Source organism: Asticcacaulis aquihabitans (assembly GCF_032490435.1).
Lineage (GTDB): Bacteria > Pseudomonadota > Alphaproteobacteria > Caulobacterales > Caulobacteraceae > Asticcacaulis.
On record NZ_JAVGWM010000001.1, the window covers coordinates 866,388 to 889,613 of the forward strand.

21 protein-coding genes are annotated in these 23,226 nt (G+C 58.0%); 10 read left to right on the plus strand and 11 right to left on the minus strand.

Features of this window, described 5'->3' with window-relative positions; all coding sequences use genetic code 11:
- Positions 1-154 precede the first annotated feature (154 nt).
- On the plus strand, positions 155-496 hold the full coding sequence (locus RCJ00_RS04205; RefSeq protein WP_316220461.1) for a hypothetical protein: 342 nt from the start codon (positions 155-157) through the stop codon (positions 494-496).
- On the opposite strand, the gene RCJ00_RS04210 is transcribed toward RCJ00_RS04205, so the two are convergent.
- The gene (locus RCJ00_RS04210) at positions 447-1,499 is read right to left on the minus strand and encodes an aspartate-semialdehyde dehydrogenase (protein WP_316220462.1); all 1,053 of its coding nucleotides are present in this window, start codon (positions 1,497-1,499) and stop codon (positions 447-449) included. The two genes, RCJ00_RS04205 and RCJ00_RS04210, sit on opposite strands and share 50 nt — an antisense overlap.
- 381 nt (positions 1,500-1,880) lie before the next feature.
- Here RCJ00_RS04210 and RCJ00_RS04215 point away from each other — a divergent pair, with 381 nt between their 5' ends.
- The 3 genes from RCJ00_RS04215 to RCJ00_RS04225 all read left to right on the plus strand — a co-directional run bounded on the left by RCJ00_RS04215 (position 1,881) and on the right by RCJ00_RS04225 (position 4,704).
- Complete coding sequence (locus RCJ00_RS04215) at positions 1,881-3,647, plus strand: P-loop NTPase fold protein (protein ID WP_316220463.1); 1,767 nt, start codon at positions 1,881-1,883, stop codon at positions 3,645-3,647.
- A 296-nt stretch (positions 3,648-3,943) separates the two neighbouring features.
- Positions 3,944-4,264: a hypothetical protein gene (locus RCJ00_RS04220; RefSeq protein WP_316220464.1), complete on the plus strand. Its 321-nt coding sequence runs from the start codon at positions 3,944-3,946 to the stop codon at positions 4,262-4,264.
- Positions 4,265-4,323: 59 nt separating this feature from the next.
- Positions 4,324-4,704 carry a hypothetical protein gene (locus tag RCJ00_RS04225; RefSeq protein WP_316220465.1) on the plus strand — a complete coding sequence of 127 codons (381 nt, stop codon included), beginning with the start codon at positions 4,324-4,326 and terminating at the stop codon, positions 4,702-4,704.
- A gap of 73 nt (positions 4,705-4,777) precedes the next feature.
- Here the strand turns inward: RCJ00_RS04225 and RCJ00_RS04230 are convergent, their stop codons facing one another.
- The 3 genes from RCJ00_RS04230 to RCJ00_RS04240 form a co-directional block, all read right to left on the minus strand.
- Positions 4,778-5,164 (minus strand): TfoX/Sxy family protein, encoded by a 387-nt coding sequence (locus RCJ00_RS04230; RefSeq protein ID WP_316220466.1) that lies wholly within the window; start codon positions 5,162-5,164, stop codon positions 4,778-4,780.
- An 83-nt stretch (positions 5,165-5,247) separates the two neighbouring features.
- The gene (locus RCJ00_RS04235) at positions 5,248-5,802 is read right to left on the minus strand and encodes a hypothetical protein (protein WP_316220467.1); all 555 of its coding nucleotides are present in this window, start codon (positions 5,800-5,802) and stop codon (positions 5,248-5,250) included.
- A gap of 13 nt (positions 5,803-5,815) precedes the next feature.
- Complete coding sequence (locus tag RCJ00_RS04240; RefSeq protein WP_316220469.1) at positions 5,816-6,364, minus strand: DUF2306 domain-containing protein; 549 nt, start codon at positions 6,362-6,364, stop codon at positions 5,816-5,818.
- Positions 6,365-6,400: 36 nt separating this feature from the next.
- Between RCJ00_RS04240 and RCJ00_RS04245 the strand changes: the two genes are divergently transcribed.
- Positions 6,401-7,234 carry a LytTR family DNA-binding domain-containing protein gene (locus RCJ00_RS04245; protein ID WP_316220471.1) on the plus strand — a complete coding sequence of 278 codons (834 nt, stop codon included), beginning with the start codon at positions 6,401-6,403 and terminating at the stop codon, positions 7,232-7,234.
- A 54-nt stretch (positions 7,235-7,288) separates the two neighbouring features.
- Here the strand turns inward: RCJ00_RS04245 and RCJ00_RS04250 are convergent, their stop codons facing one another.
- Both RCJ00_RS04250 and RCJ00_RS04255 read right to left on the minus strand, forming a co-directional pair.
- A complete protein-coding gene (locus RCJ00_RS04250) occupies positions 7,289-8,494 on the minus strand; it encodes a histidine-type phosphatase (RefSeq protein ID WP_316220473.1) in 1,206 nt (401 codons plus the stop codon).
- On the minus strand, positions 8,491-10,818 hold the full coding sequence (locus tag RCJ00_RS04255; RefSeq protein WP_316220474.1) for a GH92 family glycosyl hydrolase: 2,328 nt from the start codon (positions 10,816-10,818) through the stop codon (positions 8,491-8,493). Before RCJ00_RS04255 ends, RCJ00_RS04250 begins: the two co-directional genes overlap by 4 nt.
- A gap of 206 nt (positions 10,819-11,024) precedes the next feature.
- Here RCJ00_RS04255 and RCJ00_RS04260 point away from each other — a divergent pair, with 206 nt between their 5' ends.
- The gene (locus RCJ00_RS04260) at positions 11,025-11,459 is read left to right on the plus strand and encodes a response regulator (protein ID WP_316220475.1); all 435 of its coding nucleotides are present in this window, start codon (positions 11,025-11,027) and stop codon (positions 11,457-11,459) included.
- Between the two features lie 165 nt (positions 11,460-11,624).
- Here RCJ00_RS04260 and RCJ00_RS04265 read toward each other — a convergent pair whose 3' ends face one another.
- The gene (locus RCJ00_RS04265) at positions 11,625-13,712 is read right to left on the minus strand and encodes a methyl-accepting chemotaxis protein (RefSeq protein ID WP_316220476.1); all 2,088 of its coding nucleotides are present in this window, start codon (positions 13,710-13,712) and stop codon (positions 11,625-11,627) included.
- Positions 13,713-14,000: 288 nt separating this feature from the next.
- Here RCJ00_RS04265 and RCJ00_RS04270 point away from each other — a divergent pair, with 288 nt between their 5' ends.
- Complete coding sequence (locus RCJ00_RS04270; protein WP_316220477.1) at positions 14,001-14,435, plus strand: response regulator; 435 nt, start codon at positions 14,001-14,003, stop codon at positions 14,433-14,435.
- A 289-nt stretch (positions 14,436-14,724) separates the two neighbouring features.
- Here the strand turns inward: RCJ00_RS04270 and RCJ00_RS04275 are convergent, their stop codons facing one another.
- Positions 14,725-15,117 carry an ankyrin repeat domain-containing protein gene (locus RCJ00_RS04275; RefSeq protein WP_316220479.1) on the minus strand — a complete coding sequence of 131 codons (393 nt, stop codon included), beginning with the start codon at positions 15,115-15,117 and terminating at the stop codon, positions 14,725-14,727.
- Between the two features lie 143 nt (positions 15,118-15,260).
- Between RCJ00_RS04275 and RCJ00_RS04280 the strand changes: the two genes are divergently transcribed.
- Positions 15,261-16,214 carry a cobaltochelatase CobT-related protein gene (locus tag RCJ00_RS04280; RefSeq protein WP_316220480.1) on the plus strand — a complete coding sequence of 318 codons (954 nt, stop codon included), beginning with the start codon at positions 15,261-15,263 and terminating at the stop codon, positions 16,212-16,214.
- 90 nt (positions 16,215-16,304) lie between these two features.
- Here RCJ00_RS04280 and RCJ00_RS04285 read toward each other — a convergent pair whose 3' ends face one another.
- The 3 genes from RCJ00_RS04285 to RCJ00_RS04295 form a co-directional block, all read right to left on the minus strand.
- Positions 16,305-16,943 carry a hypothetical protein gene (locus tag RCJ00_RS04285; RefSeq protein ID WP_316220481.1) on the minus strand — a complete coding sequence of 213 codons (639 nt, stop codon included), beginning with the start codon at positions 16,941-16,943 and terminating at the stop codon, positions 16,305-16,307.
- Between the two features lie 232 nt (positions 16,944-17,175).
- Positions 17,176-19,173, minus strand: coding sequence for an alpha/beta hydrolase family protein (locus RCJ00_RS04290; protein WP_316220482.1), 1,998 nt, complete (start codon positions 19,171-19,173; stop codon positions 17,176-17,178).
- A gap of 144 nt (positions 19,174-19,317) precedes the next feature.
- Positions 19,318-20,124, minus strand: coding sequence for a hypothetical protein (locus RCJ00_RS04295; protein WP_316220483.1), 807 nt, complete (start codon positions 20,122-20,124; stop codon positions 19,318-19,320).
- Positions 20,125-20,301: 177 nt separating this feature from the next.
- Here RCJ00_RS04295 and RCJ00_RS04300 point away from each other — a divergent pair, with 177 nt between their 5' ends.
- Together RCJ00_RS04300 and RCJ00_RS04305 are read left to right on the plus strand one after the other, a co-directional pair.
- Complete coding sequence (locus RCJ00_RS04300) at positions 20,302-21,291, plus strand: polysaccharide deacetylase family protein (protein ID WP_316220485.1); 990 nt, start codon at positions 20,302-20,304, stop codon at positions 21,289-21,291.
- Between the two features lie 340 nt (positions 21,292-21,631).
- Complete coding sequence (locus tag RCJ00_RS04305) at positions 21,632-23,209, plus strand: hypothetical protein (RefSeq protein ID WP_316220486.1); 1,578 nt, start codon at positions 21,632-21,634, stop codon at positions 23,207-23,209.
- Positions 23,210-23,226: the final 17 nt, after the last annotated feature.

Consider the following 23,226-nt stretch of genomic DNA (forward strand, 5'->3'; position numbering starts at 1 on the left):
CGCACGCGGCCCGGGGGGAGCCGCGATGCAAAGCCGGCTGACTGCCTGACGATCTCATAACGCACGATGAAAATCGCGTGTGGACGGAGCCTTATGGCCCCGTTCTTTCGCGTGTTTGCGGCGTGTCTGCGTCCGGTTTTGTCCACCGTTAAGCATGCCTGCCGCACTGCTTCTTTACTACGCCCCGCCTATCGTCGCCTTGTGTGCAGCGCCAGATGAGACGAGTAATGCGGCCATGCCCCAGGTCACGGTTTATCAGTTCAAGCTCTACGATCCCTTACGCGGCGAATGGATTCCCGCGCGCCGGTGGGGCACGGTGTCGGCCATTCTGCGCCTCAACAACGCCTATGTGCTGCGCGAAACCGCCACGCGCATAGACGCGGCGGAGTTGGCCGATGATTTCGACGGCTTCACCCCGCCCACCTTTGTGCCCGTGCGCGAACCGCTTACGCCTGAACTCGCGCCAGCCACACCTCCGCGATCTGGATGGCGTTAAGCGCCGCGCCCTTGCGTAGATTGTCGCCCGTCACGAACAGGGCCAGCCCGTGTTCGACCGTCGGATCGGCGCGCACCCGCCCGACAAAGACCGGGTCCTTGCCCGTAGCGTCCAACGGATTGGGCACGTCGCACACCACCACGCCCGGCGCACGCCCGAGCAGGCGCATCGCCTCGGCAACCGCAATGGGGCGCTCGAACTCGGCATTGATCGACAGGGAATGGCCGCTATAGACCGGCACCCGCACGCACGTCCCCGATACGGGCAGGCCCGGAATATCCAGGATGCGCCGGCTTTCGTCGCGCAGCTTGTTCTCTTCCTCGGTATAGCCGTCCGCCCCGATGACATAGTTGACCGGCACGACATTGAAAGCGATCGGCACGGCCCATTTTTGCGGCGCCGGAAAGGCCACGGCGCCGCCGTCGCGCGCCAGGTCGGCGCTGTTGTGGGCCGCCTGCACCTGGGCTTCCAATTCGCGGATACCGGCGTCGCCGCCGCCCGACACCGCCTGATAGGTGCTGACCACCAACCGCTTTAGCCCCGCCGCGTCGTGCAGCGGCTTAAGCACCGGCATGGCCGCCATGGTCGTGCAATTGGGGTTGGCGACAATGCCCTTGGGTATCCGGTCCAGGGCGCCGGGGTTCACCTCTGCCACCACCAGCGGCACGTCCGGATCGCTGCGCCACGCCGACGAATTGTCGATGACGATCGCGCCCGCGGCCGCCACCTTGGGCGCCAAAGCCCGCGACGTGTCGCCGCCGGCGGAAAAGAACACGATGTCGAGCCCGGCATAATCCGCCGCGGCGGCGTCTTCGACCACAATCTCCGCCCCGCCCCAGGCGATAGTCTTGCCCGCCGACCGCGCCGAAGCGAACAGCCGCAGCGACGCAACCGGGAACCGGCGTTCCGCCAGCAGGGTGCGCATCATTTCGCCGACCAAACCGGTCGCGCCGACAATACCCACGTGTGGGGCGCTTTGGGGAAATCTGTGTGATGAAGTCATGGGTCTGCGTCTCCTTAAATAAAAGGCGGAGGCGCGGGAATTTGCCGGATCGGAATGAGACGGCCCCGCGCTTCGGCGGGGCTTCTGTCTGGGTTGTCGCGCCTTAGACCACGCGCACACCCGAACACGCCCCGCCGAAGCGGAGTGTTTTACGGGTTGTAATTGGGGTCATGATAGCGGACATGCCGCCTCTCTATGGCCGAACGCAGCGCCTGTCAACGGGTGCGCAGGTTAAGGAGGGTGTTCCAGACGGTAGTCTCTTTGGCGCGCGACGCGTGCTGTACAAGTGGACTTGGGCGAAAATATCTATCAGGCGTTGCATATCTGACGTAGTTAACGACACACTGAATAAACGGACTTGAATATGCGGATTGATTTAACATGACCCAACACCTGAAGGATTACCTGGCCTATTATCAAACGTGCGATGCACCTGGTTACGCCGTCCTGGTCACCGGCGCGTGGGGCACGGGCAAGACCTTCCAGGTCAAAGATGCAATTCCTGAGAGCCAGCGCTTTTACGTAAGCCTTTTTGGCCTACAGAGCGCGCAGGACATTCATGCCGAAGTCGCCGCCGTTATGGACCCTAAAATGGCTGGATTAAAAAAGATAATTTCTGCTGGCGCTAGCTTTGGAAATTCTGCCCCTGGCGCTTGGAAATTAATGGGGTCAGGCGCTGCCATCGTCAACAGCCTAATCAAAACTAAAACAAACAACAAACGCACGATTATCTTTGATGACCTGGAGCGATGTGCGGTGGGCATCAAGGACTTATTGGGTATCCTCAACCAATATGTCGAGCATTTTGGCTGCAGGGTTGTCGTCATTGCCCATGATGAAAAAATCGCTTCGGATTTCGTCGAGGCGAAGGAAAAGCTGTTCGGTCAAACCCTTCGGGTTGAGCCAGCTACCGCCACGGCCTTTGATGCGTTCGCCCATGCCCAGGAATCTCTGGCGCGTACCCACTTTATCCTGGAATACAAAGAACCGATCTTATCCAGCTTCGATCAGTCGCAAGCGAAATCCTTGCGAATCCTCAAGCACGTGATCGAGGACGCTGGTCGTCTATTTGATAGCCTAACGGATGTTCAGTTGAAGCGCCAAAGCTCTATTTCCCGACTAATTGGCTTGTTTGTCGCGCTGGACATAGAATGTAGATGCGGACTGGCCGAAGAAGATTTGCGGAGGCGTAACGAGAAGGAAATTACTTATCGGTTAAAGGAAAATCGTACCAATGAATCTCCCCCAGCGTTGGTAGCGGCAAACGCAAAATATAGCGATATTGATCTTAATGATGATCTACTCACCGACGATACACTCGTGAACATGTTCATAAAGGGGGTCTATAGGGCCGAAGACATCCAGCATTCGCTAAACGGCAGCGTGTTATTTACTGACCCGGCTAAGCTACCGGCTTGGCGACGTGTTATGAGTTTCGACAGCCTCGAAGATGACATTGTGGCGGAGGCTGTTCAGGAAATGAACGATATTTTCGACGGGCGAGAGTACAGGGTTCCTGGTGAAATCATGCACGTTTTCGCGCTCAAATTAATGATGGCAGATCACAAGGTGGTGCCAGATACGATCGATGAAATGGCGCGCAACTGTCAACTCTACATAGAAGAGCTTTTGCAACTGGATAAAATGCCGCCACGCGGAAACGAATGGCGCTGGAAAGAAGATATCAGCAACGGCTTCGGCGGCTATGGCTATTGGATAACAAATAATACTCGCACCCATTTTGAAACACTTGCGCGAGCATTCAATGACGCGAGGGTCCGCGCGCTGTCGCCGACCATGCCAGCTAAGATCCAGGACCTCTTGGATACAATGATGAAAAGTGGCGAGGATTTTTACAACAAGCTAAACGTCACGGCGGCTGGCACTGGCGTCTATGCCTATATCCCCTTGCTATCACATATCGCTGTCAGGCATTTTTTTGACACGTGGATGAAGGTGCCGAAAATACACTGGCATTATATTCAGAGCGCTCTTAGCGAACGCCATAAAAGTAGTTTGAACGGCATTGGGCTAGACGAAGAGATTGCTTGGCATAACAATCTTTTGACCTTGATGGAAGCAGAAGCGAAAACGCTTGGCGGGTTCGAAGGCCTTCGTCTCAGCCGGGCCATCCCCCGCCTAAACTGACCCAGATTTGTACGCCGTCTTTGCAACTTTGCGCGGCTTTTTCTTTGAAAGAGACTCTGACACCGAAGATGTTTCCTTCGAGCCAATTGCCGGTGAGCCGTATAGTCCGCTCGCCACCAAGCTCGGCCTCTCCTTCGCGTCTTGAAATCTCCCTTGACATTCATCGTCAGGCGATACATCCTTAAGGTGCATTCATAAAAAATAGACCACCCTGGATTTAGAGCGCTATACGCTTAAATCGGGTCATTTCGCTGAGTAGGTAGCGTTCCTCTTCAAACAGTTTCGGAGGTGTTGTTATGCCTAAAAGTAGAGCGAGTGCGCTTAGCCTTGACGATCTTCAGACCAAGCTGAAGGACGTCACACACCAATTGACGCTTGAAAACCCCAAACTCATTGAGGGGTTGGACGTCGGGTTCATCCCGGGGCACGGTATCGTGGGGTTCGTGGCGCCGGAATCCGCCTTGGATGGGCACAATTTCGCAGCGGTTTCAAAACTGGCCACAAGCACGGCAGCGAAGTTCGGCCCGATCGCGACCGGCGCCACGCCCCGTATTATCCTGGCGGACAAGAAGGTTATCATCGGGTTTGTCGCGCCCCATGATATTTTTCACGTGTAATATTCGTGGACGCGGCGTCCCAATCCAAACAGCTCACTTGCCCAAGTGCGCAGGCGCACATGCGCGACCCGGTTGTCTTGGGCGTGATCGAAAGGACCGGCGGTGAGCCCAGGCTCGCCTACCTTGATCAGACCGTTCCTTTGACGGAAGACCTCAAGGCGGCGGCCGCCCCGGCCAGCCCCGGTCAGGTCATGCGCCTGGCGGCCAAGTGCGAAACGGCGGCCTGCAAGCACTACACCGGTTCGTCCTGCGCCTTGGCAACGAAGATCGTTGCCCGGCTTGATCCGGTGGTGGACGTGCCGCCGCCCTGTTCCATCCGGCCTTCCTGCCGGTGGTACGACGAACGGGGAAAGGCGGCCTGTGTGCGCTGTCCTCAGGTCGTTACCGAACTTCACCAGGGCGAAGCGGTGTCGGCGGCCATGCGATCCTTGGCGGAATGAGCCGGGGTCAGATTGGGATCGGAGGCTCACTGCCACGTCGAGACAAACGGCAGAGCGCCTTTAGCTGAGCCAATCAGCCATCCGGCTGCGTCTTTTTTTGTTTCCGCGGCAGACGACGCGGCGGAGGGGTTGCGTTGGCCGAAGCAAAATTCAAGGCTTCCGCAAGAAGTGTCAGATGTTCGATCAAGGCGTCGGGGTCCTTGAGCGATATCCATTCTTTCATCGGGCTGCGCCCGAACGGCTGAAAGGCAATGGCGCTGCCTGCGTCCAGCGCACGAGTGGCGACCTGTGCCGGCACGCGCAAGGCAATCTCGTTGCCGAATACGCAGGCCGCCATGCGACGCCCCACATAAACCGCCGGCGATCCGAACATCTTACCGGGGCGGCAGTCGGCAACGATCTTTTGCGCCTCGGCCAGGAGTTGGCTGAACCGTTCTGGATCATGGGGTGGCTGTTGCATGAGTTTCACTTTTCCTGGCATTGCGAAGGCATAGAGGGGCGAATGACATCAAGTTCGACGCGCTGGGTGTCTATAGGATCATATTATCCCGCACGGCTCAGGCAAATACCCACACCGAAATTCCAGATGATGCCGATTATGAAAGCGCCCAGAGCCATAGGCGGCATGAAGGGCGCGGCAAGGCTCGGAATCGCGAAGAGCACACCTAAGATGCACAGCCATGTCGGCAGGTGCGTATCGCGAAAGCCCGCTAACCCACTGAGCGCCGCCCAAAGTCCCGTGGCGGCGACGCCGCAAAGCGCGATCATGTTAACCGCAGAGCCCGCTCGGTGAAATGCCGGCAGCCAGACGGCAGCCAGCCCAAGAGCACCGGCCACAAACATTGCCAGGCCAGCGATAAACCCGACCGCGCGTGCGCCCCGCCCACCGCTAAGCTTTGCCAGCGCTGCGGCCTGGGTGATCAAGCATAGACCGATGACCAGCTTGAGCATCTCTGAACCGGTCAGGAGCGGTGCGCCGACGACGGCCGCATCCGCGCCGCTTCCCCCCTTACCGATGATGATCATGCCGATCCCAAAGGCGGCAAAAGAGCTTGCGATATTCAACCATGACGCCCATACGCCATAAGACTTTTTCATGTGTTCCCCGCTGTTAGTTGAAAAAGACTGACCACATCAGACGGCCAGGAAGGAAGGCGAGCCCCCCAGCCACGACGAGCCCGCCAAAGTAAAGTGACAACGCTGTTTTCCTGTGCGCTGCGATCCGGCCTACGCGCGCGAGCCAGATTATGCGCGGCACCATGACGATCGTGAGCACTGAAAAAAGATGGATCAGGCTGAATTGCCCGTGGTTGATGCTGCGCAGGAAAAAGCTGGAGATCGCCGCCACCCACATCAGACCAAGCCAAAAATAGCCGACGACGCGATGTAGACCTGTTCCCTTTGGCAAGGCGAATTGTAGAGCGCCCAGCAAGATCGCGAGACAAGCGACTCCCAAATGAATATGGACGGCCACTGAAGCGTGCGCTAACCGGTCGAAATCGGGCCAGTGCAATCTGGATCGCTGATAGACGTAAAGGACCTTTTGCAGGGGTACGCCACCGAAGACATAGGCCAAGCCGACAAGACTGAGCGTGACAACAACAGGGCCTATTAGGGCTGAGAGACGGCTTAGGCTTGGAGAACTCGAATTCTGGCTCATGTGCACCCTTGTCGATACGCTGCGAGTGGCTATCCTGTGGGCACGAAAGTCGTGGATTCTGGGGAGTTTTTTCGTGAAACGCGCATTGCCATGAACGAACGGAGCAAGACTACCGTTCGTGCTTCGCCAGATGCGAGGCCTTGGAACCATGCCCCCGGTCTGCTTCACAACACCTGGGTGCACGGTGTTGCCGGCGCGACATTCATGGCGCTCCTGCTCAGCACCACGACGGCATTGGGAACGGCCTCCCTCCCCTTCTTGGGACGGACAGCGTATTGGCTGATGGAAATGCTGCTTGGCGCCGCAATCATTGGGGCCATTCTTTTCTTGATGCGTCCGATATCCCGCCGCAGACTCTATCTGAGGACGGCTGTCCTCGTTGGTGTCGGCACGCCGTTGATCGTCCTCATGGCTTGGCTCACGACTGAGCCCATCAAGGGAAACGCATTGGCAGTAAGCCGGATCACGTCATACCTTCCCGGCGTCCTGCCCATCGTCGGATTCAATGCCCTCGTGCAAATTTTGTTTGGCAGGAAAGAGCTCGCCGGGATGGCGGCAGGCGCCGTTGACTCAGAGCCATCGACCGAGCCTCGAGAGACGATCTACGCCATCGAAGCGCAGGCGCATTACGTGGTCTATCATACGTCTCAAGGAAAACGTAGAGAACTCATACGCTTCTATGATGCCGTAAAACGCGTTTCCGTTGATGGAAGTCAGGTCCACCGGTCGTGGTGGGTTGCCTATGCAGCGATTGAAAGCGCTGACTTGACCCGCAAAAAGTTGCGATTGGTAAATGGTGAAATGGTGCCAATAAGCCGGTCCCGCCTCCCCGCGGTACGTCATATCGTGACGGCAATGGCTGCCAACTGACAGCCGTCGTCCGGGATGGTTTTTGAAGCGCGCAAGGTGGGCGTCGCTTTATGTTTAAGGCAGAAGCGCCCGAAATTGCGCCGCTCCGCAGTCGGCCTGTTTGCCGCACGATAGAATGGGAATGCGCTTGGACGCCCGGGTCGTGAGGGGCGTAAGAGACCGCAGGCCGTCAAGCGATGACGAACGAAAGCGCACACGGACAAATTCCCGCCCGGCCCCATCCCGCCACAGTTCGAAGACCAGCGCGCCACCGGGCGGCGGATCATCGGCGGCAAAGCCTTGCGCCTGCCAGTGTAACCCCAAGGCGCCGCCGATATAGGCCAGATTGCCGTCATGACCGACCAGAAGCGTGTAACGGCTGGCCTCAGGGTCAAACAGAGCCGACCGCACTTCGCTCAGAAGCCCCGCCGCCGCATAGGTCGCCACGGCCTTCGGGCGGGCAATCAGCCGGAACTCTTCGGCATGCAGGGCGGACAGTGCCGTAATCTGGCGTTTGCTCACCCGGCCCCACCCCACGTCGCTCATCGGGAAGCCATTGGCATATTCCAGCATGAGAATCTGCGACAGGCTGGACGCTGTTTTCAAGGCGCCGCTGACCTTTGGATCGCGGCCGCCGACGTCAAGCCCCGACGGCATATCGTTCAGGCTGCACACCTGATCGGTCCGACAGCCCGGCGCGTTTTTCAGCTCCAAAACCTGATCCAAAAGCGCATAATCGGCCTGATGCGCCGTATCGATGGCGGCCATGTCGCCCGAAGCCAGGGCCTCCTCCCTCACGGCCGCACCGTCGAGCGGCGGCGACGCGACATCGGCGTTAAACGGCGAAAACCGCGCATCGGTTTGGCCTTCGCCGGCATTCGCCACCGGCACATCACAGCCTTTAAAGGCCGTATTGGCATAGACCTCCGCCGTCCGTATCGTGCGCTGATCCGTATCCGCAACAATGCGTACCGTGCCCACCGCCGGGCACCCCGGCCCCAATAGGCCGGCATAGGTCAAACGATCGAAGTCGGCGATACGCGCTATGGCCTGCTCGCCATGCGGGGTCAGTGCGGCGGGCGGCACGGGCCACACCGGCCAGACCTGAGGGGTAAGCCGCTGCGGCAAAGGCGGATCGCTATTGGGCCGCTTTATGCCATGCCGCATCACGATGACCACCCGTTCCAGCGTGGCGCCATCCGCCTTCGCGACAGCGGTTGCACCCGGCGCGACGACGGCCAGGCACGCCAAAAGGGTCGCGATTGTGAGCGCGCGGATCATTTCGGATTTATGACGCTTGGCGGGCGGGTAAACGCCTGTGCCCATGTGCCGGGCACGGACGCCATATCGAGGTCAAGCACGCCACCGGCGACGATTTCCGCATGGGTGAGCCAGGCACGGTCGATCGGCTTGCCGTTCAGCCGGGCGGCGACGACATAGAGGTTATCGGCCGAATTATTATGGGCGCGGATGGTGAAATCCTTGCCCCCTTCGAGGTGGATCGTGCTGGCCGAAAAGAGCGGCGAGCCGATGTAATAAACCGGTTGGCCGGCATTGGGATACACACCGATGGCGTTCCAGACAAACCACGACGACATGGCCCCGGCGTCATCATTGCCGGGCAGGCCCGTCCGTTGCAGGCTGTAGTTATCCGCCATGATCCGGCGGACGCGCTTTGCCGTCCGATCCGGGCGACCGGCATGGATATAGATATACGGCGCCAGAATATCCGGCTCATTGCCTTGCGAATAGTGGCCGGTGTCGAACAGGCGATCAAGCCAGCCGGTAAAGGCCTCCGCCCCGCCGACCTTGCCGATCAGCCCGGCGACATCGTGCGGCACATAGGTCGAATACTGCTGGCCGCTGCCCTCATAATAGGGCGCCTCCCACCACGGCGTGGACTTGTCGGGATAGTCATAGGTGCAGCTATAGTTTTCAAGCCACGCCCCATCGGCATAGCGCGGACGGATGCAGCCCAAGCTGTCGTCCCACAGCTTCTTCCAGCCTTGCGACCGCGCCAGATACCGCGCCGCATCGTCCGGTTTGCCAAGCTTACTGGCCACCTCGGCGATGGCGAAGTCGTTATAGGCATATTCCAGGGTGCGCGAGGCCGAGCGCGGCTGGCTTAAGGAGACATAGCCGAGCGTGAGATAGTCCTTTAGCACTCGCCCCTGAAGCAGCGGCTGATCGGACTCCACCTCGCCATCGGTCTTCAGCGCGGCATAGGCGAGATCGTAGTCAAAGCCACCCAGATTCTTGACGATGGCATCGGCCACCACGACATCGCCGTTCGATCCGCCCTGGGTCATGCCATTGGCGCCGGCAATGCGGGCATCGGGCAACCAGCCGGTGTGTTTATAGGTGTCGAGCAGGGAGCGTATCATGTCCCGCTGCCTGTGCGGCTCTATCAGGGTCAGCAAGGGATGCAGCGTGCGGAAGGTATCCCACAGCGTGTAGAAGTCTTCGTAATGCGGTTCGGTCGATGTCCACCACGCATTGTCGCCACTGAGGTCATACGGCATGGTCTCGCTGTGATAGAGCGCAGTGTAGAAGATGCGCCTTTGCGCTTCCGTACCGCCCTCCACGGTGATTTTCGACAGCGCTTGGTCCCAAAGCCCTTGGGCGCGCCGGCGCACGGCGTCAAAATCCCACCCCGGCGCCTCGGCGGCCAGATGCGCCCTCGCCTGCTCCGCGCTGACAAAAGACACCGCGACCTTGACCTGAACGACCGGCTGTTTGGCGATATCAAAGCGCGCATAGCCGCCCAATTTGTGGGCGAAGGCCTGGTCGATATCGTAATCGACCATGACGCTTTGCTTATGGGCCGGGCTCAGGCTTTGCGGCAGGCCGTCCAGGCTGCCGGTGCCGGGATGGGCGTCAAAGCCCCCCTGACTGGCCCGCCAGGCGCCGACCTCCACAGCCGGCCGGTCAAAGACGGCATAGAAGTAAATCTTGTAAGGTGTCGGGTTCCACGCGCCTTCGAAACTGGCCCAGCCGGACAGGGTGTGATCGTCGATAATATCGACATGGGAAGCGGTGGCCCGCTGGCCCTTGCCGCCCATTTCGACAATGGAACTGACATTCAAAATGACATTGCCCGGCATGGACGCGCCCGCGGTCTGCGGGAAGGTCAGGCGCATGAAACCGACCATGCGCGTGGCCGTCACCTCGGTCTTGATGGCTTCGTCCGGCGCATTACCCAAGACAACGCTGTAATAACCGGGGGCCGCCACCTCATGGCTCTTGGCGAAGACCAGATGATTGGCGCGCAACGGCCCCACGGTGGGCGACAGGCGGAAATTGCCATACTGACTATCCCCGCCGGTGCCGCTGACATGGGTCAAGCTCAGCCCCATGATCGGGCTCCCCGAGTCGTAGCCGTTGGTGTCGCCCCGGGTGGTGTCCGGGCTGAAGGTGACGAAGCCAAATGGGATTTGCGCGCCGGGCACGGTGTTGCCGCCGACGGTCGAGCCGCCATCCACGCCGACAAACGGATCGACCAGGGCGGACAGCCCCGGCGCCGGTGTGTCTGGGGCTGCCAGGGCCGCGCCATTGAGCGCAACAGTGAATAAGGCCACGAAGGGCAAGACCCGAAACCGATGCACGTGCGAATCCTCTGATCTGAAGACCCTCTTAAAACCGGAGCCTCTCGGATTTAGTGGACCACATTTAGATATCAACGTCAATTGGTCGCCCAATTTGAGCCGTGCAATCCCCGCTGCCCCGTTCACGCCTGGGTTGAAGGTTTATTCATCATTGAGTCACCATGATTGAATAACCGGTGGTCGGATAACCAGACAGGCGGACCTCTATGCAAATCCTATTGATCGAAGACAACCGGGGCGACGCGACCCTGGTGAAACTGGGGTTCAAGGACGCAGCGCCCACCGCCACCATAAAATGGCAAACCACCGCTGAGGCCGGCCTGCGCGCCCTGGAAAAATATCACGACCTGTACGACTTGATACTGCTCGATCTGAGCCTGCCAAAGATGAGCGGCGCCCAGTTTGTGGCGCACGTCGCCGTGCATCCCGAAACAGGCAATATCCCCATCATGATCCTGTCGAGTTCCCCGGCTTCGCAAGTGGTGGGCGCCCCGCATGGCGACCGCCCCTTAGGCTACATCACCAAGCCCTCCGACCTGGCCGGATATCGCAGCATCGCCAAATATCTTCACACGTGCTGGCAAGCCCATGAATGGACAGAGTCCGACCAGATCAAGATCAGGTTCAAACGATTTCATTAACCGGGCGGTCGGTTGGCCGGGCAAGAGCATTGCCCTCTGGCGAACATTGGGTTGATAGAGGCGGAGTACGGCAATCGGTCAAGACTAGTGTTATTCCGTTAAACACCGCTTCGTAACTTTTATAGGGGGCCCAAGCCGTGGGACGGCACAACCATGATCGGTAGGTCACGCCGCCTTCAATATATCGTCGAGGAAGCGGCTTACCTCCAAGGTCAGACTTTCGGCATCCTTTGACAGGTTCTGCGCGGCTTGAGAGGTTTGCCGCGCCGACTCTACGGCAGTATTCGTGGCGATGCACACTTCGTTGATATCTTCACCAATTATCTGGGCGCCCTCTGCAGACTTTTGCATGGTACCTGCTATTTGCGAATTTGCCGCACTTTGCTCTTCAACAGCGCTTGAAATTACCAGGGCGTGTTCGTCAACGCCGGCGACAGCCAGTTTAACCGTATTGAGCATAGCAATCACCTGCCCCGAAACCGATTGAATATCTGCAATCACCGATACGATTTCAGCCGTCGACCTATGGGTCTGGTTCGCCAGCGCCTTGACTTCGCCAGCGACAACGGCGAATCCGCGGCCCGCTTCGCCGGCGCGCGCCGACTCAATGGTGGCGTTCAAGGCCAGGAGATTGATTTGCCCGGTGATGTTTTGGATGACATCGACAATTGACCCGATGCGCGCCGTCATGGCTTGCATATTAAGCGCTATCTCGTCGGCGCGGCTGATTTCGCCCACGACCCCACGTATTGCCGCCGAGGTTTTGCCGACCTGCTGCGAAATCTCATCGACACTTGCGCTGAGTTCACGGGCAGCAATAGCGACCTCATGCACGCTGCTGGCGGATTCGCCTGTCAGCCGGTTGACGCTTATGGCCTTGTCTCCGGCTATGCTTACATTGCACACCATACTTTCAGCTGTATGGCTAAGCTCTGTGGCCGCCGCCGCAACGCCGTGAATAATGCCCGAAATACGCTGCTCGAAGCTTTCCGCCATATCGCGCTGAGCCTTAAGCTTGTCGGCCTGCATGCGCGCCTCAATGGATTTTTGCTCGGCCTCAAGGCGCAAACGTTCCTTGCCGTGGACTTGAAAAACCATGAGGCCCTTGGCCAGTTTACCAATCTCACAAGTCAGATGCGCATAGGGGACCGCGCTGTCATAGTTCCCTTTTGATAGTTCGGCCACCGTATGGGTCATGGCTGCCATTGTTTTCAAAACACGTTGATAGACGACCCAAAAGGCAATGCCGACCGCCGCCAGACCCAATAGACTGAGCACGCAGGAAAGGCCAAGGAGGACACTATGCTGTTGCTTCTCCGCGACCAATTTTCCGTCTATAAAGGCGGCATTTGCTGTCTGCATGTCAAGTATGGGCTGAATGGCTGCGGTTGCCTGGGTTATCCACGCCTGCCCATCCAATGTATACGCACCATTTGTTCCAGCCTCGGTCAGCACCCGGCGACGTACGGCCTCAAAGTCCGTAAAATAGCTTTGCTTTATCTGCGCCAGATGAGGCCCAAGGACGGCAGTTTCATCCGTTGACAAAGCCAGATTAGATACGACATCCCAGCCATCCATTACGTGAGCGCGATAGGATACCAACTGCTCCATCTGCGTCTTACTCGCTGGTTGCCCCGAGGAAATAATCGCTGCCAGTGCGCCGCGCTCCCGGCCGGCATATTCGCTCATCAGCCATAGGCTATGGCGCATGAGGGCATCCTTGGCGATTATCGAAGTGAGATCGAGGACCTCACTATTCAAATGCACCCTGAAGGCCTGAACGGTTTCGATGACGGATGAGGCGCGCGGAAACCAATTGCCAACGACACTACCGTCGCGCTGCGGCGCCGGCAGCGCCAGTTGCTGGTCGACCTGCGTTCGCACATCGGCCAAAGCCGATCGGGCTCTGGTAACAGCCGCCGTTTGATCGGTTCCGCCGTCCAATCCTGTCTTCGGCAGAGCCGCCATAGCGGCCTCAAAGTCGGCATCCGCCTGCTTTCGCAGTTCTCCAATTTTCTTTGTTGTCTCGGCGTCGGCAGGGTTTGGTGCACGCAGGGCCGCGTTGGTGACACCTCTTTCCAGCGCCCACTCCCCGGACGCCTTAAGAATATGATCCATTACGACGTTGGTGCGCCTCGCCTTTTCAGCCAGGGCGTACCCCTTCACGGCGTCGAAACTCAGATACCCGAGCGCAATGATAAGAAATAGCCCGAGCGACGTCAGAATGGACAAAAGAACCGCTTTGATTGTCATACTAAGAGTCCCTGAATGCGCGTGTGCTGGGAATATGCCGCCCCAGCCTTCTCAATCCATGGTTTTATTTGGTAAACAAATGATGAGAAAATTAATCAAACACAACCCTGAGAGAATATTTTTTAAAAACTGATTAGCGGCAACCCATTTGACACCAGGTCTTCAGGTCACCCAATTTGGGTGCGTGCAATCCCCGCTGCCCCCTTCACGCCTGAGTTGAAGGTTTATTCACCACTGAGTCGACATGATGGACAATCAGTGGTCAGATCAACAGACAGGCAGACCTCTATGCAAATCCTATTGATCGAAGACAACCGGGGCGATGCGACCCTGGTGAAACTGGGGTTCAAGGACGCAGCGCCCACCGCCACCATAAAATGGCAAACCACCGCTGAGGCCGGCCTGCGCGCCCTGGAAAAATATCACGACCTGTACGACTTGATACTGCTCGATCTCAGCCTGCCAAAGATGAGCGGCGCCCAGTTTGTGGCGCACGTCGCCGTGCATCCCGAAACATGCAATATCCCCATCATGATCCTGTCGAGTTCCCCCGCCTCGCAAGTGGTGGGCGCCCCGCACGGCGACCGCCCCTTAGGCTACATCACCAAGCCCTCCGACCTGGCCGGATATCGCAGCATCGCCAAATATCTTCACACGTGCTGGCAAGCCGATGAGTGGACAGAGTCCGACGAGATCAAGGTCAGGTTCAAACGGTTTGATTAGCCGGGCGGTCGGCTAGGGTAGTGTCGCAAATTTCCACAGCAACCCCGCCGGGACGAAACGCATACATCGTTGAGTAATCAGACGCCGGAAGGCGCCCGAAACAGACGCGGTGGTGCCCCCTGCCGGGTCGTAAGGGCCCATTTCCCTCGCCTACTTGTCTTTGCTTGCTCAGCCGCTACTCAGGATGAGCAAAACGCGGTGCCCCGGCTTCGCCTTCGCCCGACGCTGAACTGATGCGCCTTAGTGGCGGTCTGACAATTGTTTTCCAAGAGCGGAAGTTGGCAGCACCCTACGGAAATGCGAAGAATTTCCGCGTATCGTAATTGGCGATGGTTTCGGCGAGCGAACGAGCACTGACGCCATAGAGGTTCATTGCATCGGGGTCGGCACCAGCGCAAAGCAAAGTCGTGATACATTCCTGATCATTGCGATAGGCGAACACCGCTGTCGATAAGGCTGTATTACCATACTTGTCGCGTAGATTGGTACGGGCTCCCGCGTCGAGGAGGATCTGCACAATGATCTGGTCGTTGTTTTGCGCGGCGAAATGCAACGCCGTCCAACCGTTTTTGTCCTGGTGATTTGGATCGACGTTGGCTTGAAGGTGCACGCCCACCATCTCGACCTTACGGTCGATGACGGCATACATCAGCTCATTGCGGCCCATGCGATCGGCACTCATGGAGGAATGTTAGCATATTTGAGCGCCAAGCCTATAGCTTCTCATACGTTAGTGATGGGGATACCGAGGGCATGCGACTGACCATACTTCGTTTTTGCGCCCATAGCGGACTCTGACAATTGAGATGCCGGGAGAGGCGTCAGTTGATCTTTACACCGAGAGTGGTATCAATATTCATGGGGTTTTGGGATGCCATTTTTGGAAACCGGCGGCGCGCACCATCAATAATAGCGCCTTACGCTCGTTATACCGATGAGTTTGATCAAGAGATCAAGGCTGAAGACCTTGACGGCGTCCTCGGTCCATTGTCGAGCCCGGCCAAACTTGCTCTTGACGAAGCCTGGGCACATTTTGAAACTGGGCTTACAGGATGGAAAACGCGTACACAGGTTGACGCTTTAAATCACGCCGCAACCATTCGATCGAGTGTCTCGGTCCACGTCCTTGAAGATTGCTGTTTTGGCGTGCTCATTGACCAGTCAGGATCTATGCGTGGGCAAAACATGTTGCTCGCGACTGCGGCGGCAGATTGTCTTCAGAACTTTGTGCGAAATCTCGGCTGCACAGTTGAGGTTCTGGGGTTTACGACCACGACTTGGAAAGGTGGTCGATCGCGCCAAAAGTGGCTCAGGCGTGGTCGCATTCCATCGCCAGGCCGCCTTTGTGATCTGCTACACGTCATTTACATCGATGCTGAAAGTCCCTCAAGCGGTACCGGATCATGGTCTTTTCGTTCCATGCTCCGTCCAGACCTACCAAAAGAAAACGTAGACGGGGAAGCGGTTGAATGGGCGAGCGATCGACTGAAACGGTTAAAGCAAAGCCGAAAGTTTTTGATTGTCATCTCGGACGGTGCGCCCGTCGATGACTCCACGCTAATGGAAAACGGTGGGGACTACCTGTCGCGACACCTTGCTTCTGTTGTCAAAGAAATCGAGGCCGAAGGCAGGATACGCCTTTCCGCCATTGGAATTAGTCACGACGTGACGTCCTATTATAGCGATGGGGTTGTCATAAAAGATCCGGAAGAATTAGGGAGCACCCTGATAAGCAAAACAGCTGAGCTGTTGATTTCTGTAACCGAAGAACTCGATTGAGGAAGTCGCCTTAGCGTTCGAAGCAGACGCGGTGGCGGTCCACCCACTGGAATTGTTGTGACTAAGTGGCGGGGAAGCCGCCGGTCCAACCTATTGACGGATGAAATTAACGTCGACGGATGTAACGCAAAGCTTTGCATAAGCCCGAGTTCCAGGTTTCATTTTCAGCCGTTCCTGCCGATAGGCTTCCATCTCGGCGTACTGTTGCTGCGCAGCCTCAGGCGCATTCCATGGCTCAATAATGGGTTCCATAATGACAAGATTTGAAATTTCCAGCGATACGCCCCTACGAACATAAGCGGCGGATATGATCGCGCCGGTGATATCAGTGTATGTGGGTTTCTGTCTGGACCACTGATGACTGCGTAAACTCGTTTCCGCTTGCTTGAATGTCAGGCAGGATTGGTCACGTTCGCTGGAAAAATCGCTCGCACTGAAACGGACGGATGTCGTTTTGTCGTCTGACCACTCTGAATATCTGGCATTACCCGCTTGCTCTGGCCCGAAAGCGTATTCATATGCGTTGGAATCGTCATCGTATTTTTCCGCCAGTCCCTTTAGAATCTGGTTTCTAAAGACGTCCTGCCCCGAATTGCGCTCTAGCTTCGTTTCGAGCGTCTTAAAAATATCCCGAAAGGTGATATCTCGAGGCTGTGTTGACAGTGCAGCGCCCGCCGCTGTGGCTTCGACTGTCAATGCCAATATTAAAGCCATCGCATTTTTGCGCATATGTGTTTCCCTCGCCCTTGGATGAGACAAACACATCCCTTGGCAGGAGGCAACCTTACACCGGCGGCTATGGGCCTAACGACATGACGGTCAGAAGGCAATCGCACTTAAAAGTGTCTTACATGCAGCGATGTCTTAAGTAATATTACCGCCAATAATCATCTTCTCGGAAGCAAATTCACAAAAGATAAAATGACGCCAATCTGTTGTGCTGCACGTTTGGGAGAGCACTCTAGGCCGGATTATATTTCGCCAGGAAATCGAGTGAGCGTTTGATCATGTCGACGCGGTCTGCCTGGTTGCTTTCGTTGTGATCCTGCCTCTCATACGGTACGAACTCATAGGTCTTGCCCGCATCGCGCAAAGCATTGGCCATGCGTTGCCCCTGCTCAAACGGGACAATGCTATCGTCACGGCCGTGGAAGATCAGGACCGGACAATAGGCATTGGCCGCCTGGCGGGCCGGGGAAATGGCGGCCCAGCTGTCACGGGGTCCGTAAAGGTCCTTCCAATAGCTGACTTCGGGATTGTTCTGCCAGTTGTTGTTCGCTTGCTCGAACTCCATCATGGTGATGAGGTCGCTCACCCCGGCAATCGCGATGGCGGCATTGTACACGCCCCGGTCAAGCGTCGCGCCGGCCAGTGCGGCATAGCCTCCATAGGAGGCGCCCATGATCGACACGCGCTTGGCATCGACCAGCCCCTTGCCGACAAGGTAACGGACGCCGTCCGACAGGTCGGTCTGCATCTTGCGGCCCCATTCGCCATTTCCCGCCTGAACAAAACTGGCGCCATAGCCGATTGAGCCGCGGAAATTCGGTTGGAGCACGGCATAGCCCGCGGCTGTCAAGCACTGGACCTGAGCATCGAAATCGGCATAGTCGCGCGCCCTTGGACCGCCATGCGGCATGACCACCAACGGCAATGCCTTGGCGGTGACATAGGGCGGCAGGCTGAGATAGGCGCTAATGGCCAGCCCGTCGCCGGCGGTGTAGGAGATGATGTCCTTGTGCGACAGCCAGTCGACGGGAATGTCCGGATAATTCTTGGCCAGGAACGTCGCCCGGCCCGTCGACAGATCGATGAAATAATAGCTGCCCGCATCGACATTGGATTCGGCGTAGACGATGACCTTACGCACGTCGTCGGCGAAACTGTCGATATAGACATGGTCGCTCTCGTCAAAAACCGAGATAAGCGCATCGCTGATTTTTTTGAGCGTCGGATCGAAATAGTGGTTTTCGACCCAGTCCTTATGCAGACGAAATCCGGCCAGATACCGGGTACGGGGGTGGAAAAGCGCCGAATAATCGGCGGCGTCGTCGCCGTTGAACAGAGGCTCGCTCAGCTTGCCGTTGGCGTCTATCTCGTAATAGACGCCCGCCCCCTTGTCGTCGTACAGAACGATACTGAGCGTCTCATCCGTGCGCCCCAGCCCGGCCAGGTCGATTTTGAAGGTATTGGTCTTTGCGGTATAGATGAGTTTCCACCTTGGCGCAGACCCGGCGGCGTTGGTGTTGATGAACAGCCGCCATTGCAAATTGACTGCGTCATATTCGGCATAGGCCGCAGGCGTGCCATCGGGCTTTAAGACCACATCCGTCGTCTCCACGGACAGGGTTGTGATCAGATGCGCCACGCCACCCTTGGTCGGAAAGCTGTACAGCGGGCGATAATACACCCCGTGATCATGGTCCATCAATATGCTGGACGCGGTGACACGCGTCTCGCCATTCACCTTTATGACCCCGAGATCACCCACGACGATCGGATAGAAATTCTCCATGCCGTCGAACAGCGTCGTCATCTTGCGCGTTTTTACGTTGATCAGGTGCGCAAGGAAGGCTTCGATCTTGTTCGCCGTAAACTCGCGCAGGCTGGTCGTCGAGGAATTTTCCAGCAACAAGGTGTCGTTGTCGGCGAAAATCAGGCGCCTGACCTTGGCGGTGCCCATGTTCATGGTGCCCTTGTTGCCGCCATCGATATCCATGAAGGCCAGGATCTTGTTGTCGCCCTTTTGCATGACGAAGGCGATCTTGTCGGCGTTCGGCGAGATACAGAAGAACTCGGTATACGGGTTTTTGATAAAGGTCTCGAACGACGGCCGGGGCGACCGCGCCGTATCGGATTGCGCAGCAGCGGACTGCGCCTTTGCACGCCCCGCCAGCGCCAGTGCGCCGGCCATACAGGCGCTCAAAACCGTTTTACGGCGCGATAAGGTATAGGTCATGTTCGCCCCCCAAGGCACGCCCCCGGAGCGCTTTGGTCCGGGACGTTTTGACTACTCTATGCTTCTGACGGCGTGTTTGTCACGCGCAATCTAACCGAAGGTTGCAGCGTAAGAGCTCCGGTTAAAAGGCATCGGTATGGCGATTCAGAACACGTAGGTCGGCCCCAGAATCCACGCATAGATGCCGACCGTGACAAGGCCCATGGCGATCCATGCCCAATTGCGCGGCAACGACCAGGCGTGGCCATCCCCCTTCGCCCATCGTATGCCCCAGGCAAGACCCGACGTGCCGCCCAGCGACGACGCCGCAGATGAGATCAGCACGATGATCAGGCCGAGCGGATTCAACAGTCCGACCAGGATCGCAACCACGCCGCCGGTCAGATAGGCCGTCCAGGCCACTGATCGCGCCGCGCCAAACGTTCCGGCCATTTGCCCGAGCCATCCCATGGACAGGCGGGTCAGCCAGACATAAAGCGCGATGCCGCCCACGGCCTCAACCCCACGCCACAGCCACGGGTGGGCCACGCCTTTAAGGACGCCGTCGGGGCCCCAGTCGCCAATGCCGGCTATGCCCGAGAACATGTAATATCCGGCCCAGGTAAAGGCGTTGACGGCGAACATCAGCCAGAGAAAAAGCGTCCCGGCGCCGACCGGGGCGCGGGCCTTGACGCGGGCTGCAACCATTGGCCCAAGGATCAAACACACGGCCAGATTGACCGTCGAACCGGCGGCGGCCACGATGCGGCCCGCGGCCTCAGGCAAACCGTCGGTGTTGCAATTGAAATAATAGGCCCCCAGTTCAACCGCCTTGCCGCCGACAGCGAGGCACGCCCCGCCATGCCCGCCGGCCTCATGCAACACTGTGCTGAGCACTTCGGCGACGCAGGCTATGCCCGCCACGGTCAAAAGATCGACGCGGTTTGCCGGCTCGGTCGCAGGCTCAGTCATGGTCCCCCTCCACCCTAGAGCTTTTACGCGTTTATCCGAAACGGGAAGCAAACGGTTCGGACAAACGCCAAAGCGACTGTGTGCCACATCTCCGCTTTTGGCAAGATGGGTCATCTCGCCGCGACTTCGAGCGAAGGCCGTCTTGCCGCCGCCGGTTGAGCCAGATACCCTGCGCCGATGCATAAACCCGCCACCCCATCGATTGATCGCCGAGATCTCATCGCAGGCCTCTTTGCGGGCCTTGGGGCGGGCCTGGCCTTGCCCAACGTCGCCGGGGCGCAACCGGTAAGCCATGGCAAGACGGTCGCCATAACGTTCGATGATCTGCCGTTTGCCAGCGCGACGGAGGGAACCGACCTGGCTGAGATCAAGGCCGTGAACCGCCAGGTGTTGCATACCTTGCGGGCGTTCGGCGCGCCGGCAACCGGTTTCGTCGTTCAAAAATCGCTTGAGCCTTTTGGGCCCGAGGCGCCGCGCGAACTGCTGGCGTCGTGGACGCAAGGCGCCTTTTCGCTGGGTAATCACACCTATTCGCACGCCGACACCAATGCGCTGGATCTGGCGGGTATCGCGCGCGAAGTGGTTGATGGCGCCGCCAGCATCAAACCCTTAATGGCCGCCGCTGGCAAACGCGTGCGCTTTGTGCGTTTTGCCATGAACCATACCGGCGACACGCTGGATAAAGCACTGGCGATCGAAGCCCTGTCAAAGACGCTTGGCTACACGCCGGCGGCCTCGACCATCGACACATCGGACTATGAATTTGAGGCGGCCTATCGGGCGTCACTGCGCAAACGTGACGCGGAGGCGACGCAACGCATTGCCGATGCCTATGTGGCCTATTCCGCGCAGCAAATCGACTATTACGCAGCGCTGGGCCATCAGGTCCTGGGCTATGAGCCCCCGGAGGTAGCGCTTCTTCACCTGAACCGTATCAACGCCGCCACACTGCCGCGCCTTCTGCAACAATATGTCGATCGCGGCTATCGCTTTGTCACACTGGACGAAGCGCAGAGCGACCCGGCCTATGCGATACCCACCACTTACGCAACGAAGTTCGGCCCCATGTGGGGCTACCGGTGGGCGAAAGAAAAAGACGTCCATGTCGATGGCTCGCTCGAAAAAGACCCGCCAGCGTGGATCACCGATTATGCCAAGGCGGGCTAGAGCTGGGCGCGCAAACGCAAAGAGCATCGATCCGATAAAGGCCGCCAGAATGTCTGCTCGCGGCAAAGCCCAACTTCGCCTCGGCGCCCTTTGCGGACATCAGTCGAGTTTACAGTCAAACCGCCTGTAAGCGGTCATCGCGCTGATCCCGCTTGGCAATCGATTATCCAAGCCTTAAGTAGCGCGAGCGTTGGGTATTCTTAGTGTACCCTCGCTGAGCCTGCAGGATCTTCTATCCCTTACCGGCAGTTACGAAATATGTCTTACCGAGGCGGGATTGAACACACCTTAATTTGGATCCCGAAGTCAGTTAAAGCGAATGCTCAATGGAGCCTGATTGATGACACGCCTGCGCCGAGAAATCTCTCTGAAGAAACGTCCCAAGGCCTTAGCGCAAATGTCGGGCGCCTTTTCAAGGACAGCGATGGAGGATTTCGCACAGATGGTCTGGGCGGTCTGGGGATTGCAGCAGAAGGTAACAGTCGAGCAGGCAAGGGGACTGACCACCCATCCGCGCGAAGCCGTCGTTCACCACCTTCATAGTGAATTCGGGATCCAGCCCTGGGAACTTGAATCGCTCTTCAATCTGAAAATCCTCAACGTCCGCGACGCTCGCCAGCAGGTCCTGCCATGCAATCATTGGGATGTTGCAAGCGCGTTCTGCAATCTTCTGCGTCAGCTCGAAGAGATCGAGTCGGGTATCAACCTTAACCAGGAAAATGTCCTGCTCGAGCTCCACCGCATCGCCCAGCGTCAGTTCAGCTGGCAGAGCGGATTCGTGAACACGGCCGACATGTACCGATACTTTTTCCTCTACGGTCTGGGTGGATGTGCGACGTTCTTTGAAGGTCACTACGGCATCTCAATCGAGAACTTCACGAAATCGGGCTTCGCGCTGTTCGCTCAGTTCGCCAACAGGCCGCTGGCGACACGCCCCCTAGATTACAGCATGCTCAGTATAGATGCAGGGACGATCGAGGCCGCGGTCGCGATGATGACGGTTCCACAAAGCCAGGCACGACAACAGTTGTCCGACCTGAGGACAAAACAGGACACGGCGAACGAGCCGACAGCCTACCAGCCGAGCCTTCTGCGCAAATATCCGATCATGGCGTTCGGCAGCGAGGGTGAGCGTCTGCGGGCGCCCCTGCCTCCGCTCATTATGCTGAGGATCACTGCCGGCCTCTATTACGACCTCTTGCCTGGGGGCGGGGGTCTGAGGAACGAGGTCGCCAAGCAATTCGAGATCTATTGCCAGCGCTACATCGCGGCGGTGATGCCAGCATTCGATGTTCAGCCGGAGTACAGTTATCCACGAGGTCGCGGCACGCAGCAGCAGGACAGTCCCGACATCCTGATCGGATACCAGGGAAGGCTCGCCATCGTCGCGGAATGCAAAGCGACGAAACTCACCTTTTCGGCTCAGTTCGCAGGCGATCCCGCCCTCGCAGCGCCAGGCAAGTATGATGAGCTGGCCAAGGGCGTATTCCAAATCTGGCGCTTCTTTTCCCATTGCCGCCGGGGTCTGACACGCCACACGGTCGACGACCAGACCTACGGCCTCCTGCTGACGGTCGAGACCTGGATGGTCATGTCCGGAGGGCTGCAGGACCATGTCCTGAGAAGAGCCCGGACCATGGCGGCTGCCGATCCCGACATGCAGCCCCAGGACCAGAGACGGGTCGTCTTTGCTGCCATTCAGGACCTTGAACGCGTCCTGTCAAAGACCGACGAGGAAGGTTTCCTGAACACCCTTGCGGCGGCGAACGAAGAACGCTTCCTGGGGTGGATGCTTCCGAATATCCAGACGGATGGGGATGGTTCTGTAGACCAGGGGCTCTTCCCATTTGAGCTTGGCGACATTCTGCCCTGGTGGCGGGAATTCAACGAAAGGCAGGCAACTCGCACCGGCATCTGAAATGAAAAGTAGTCAGA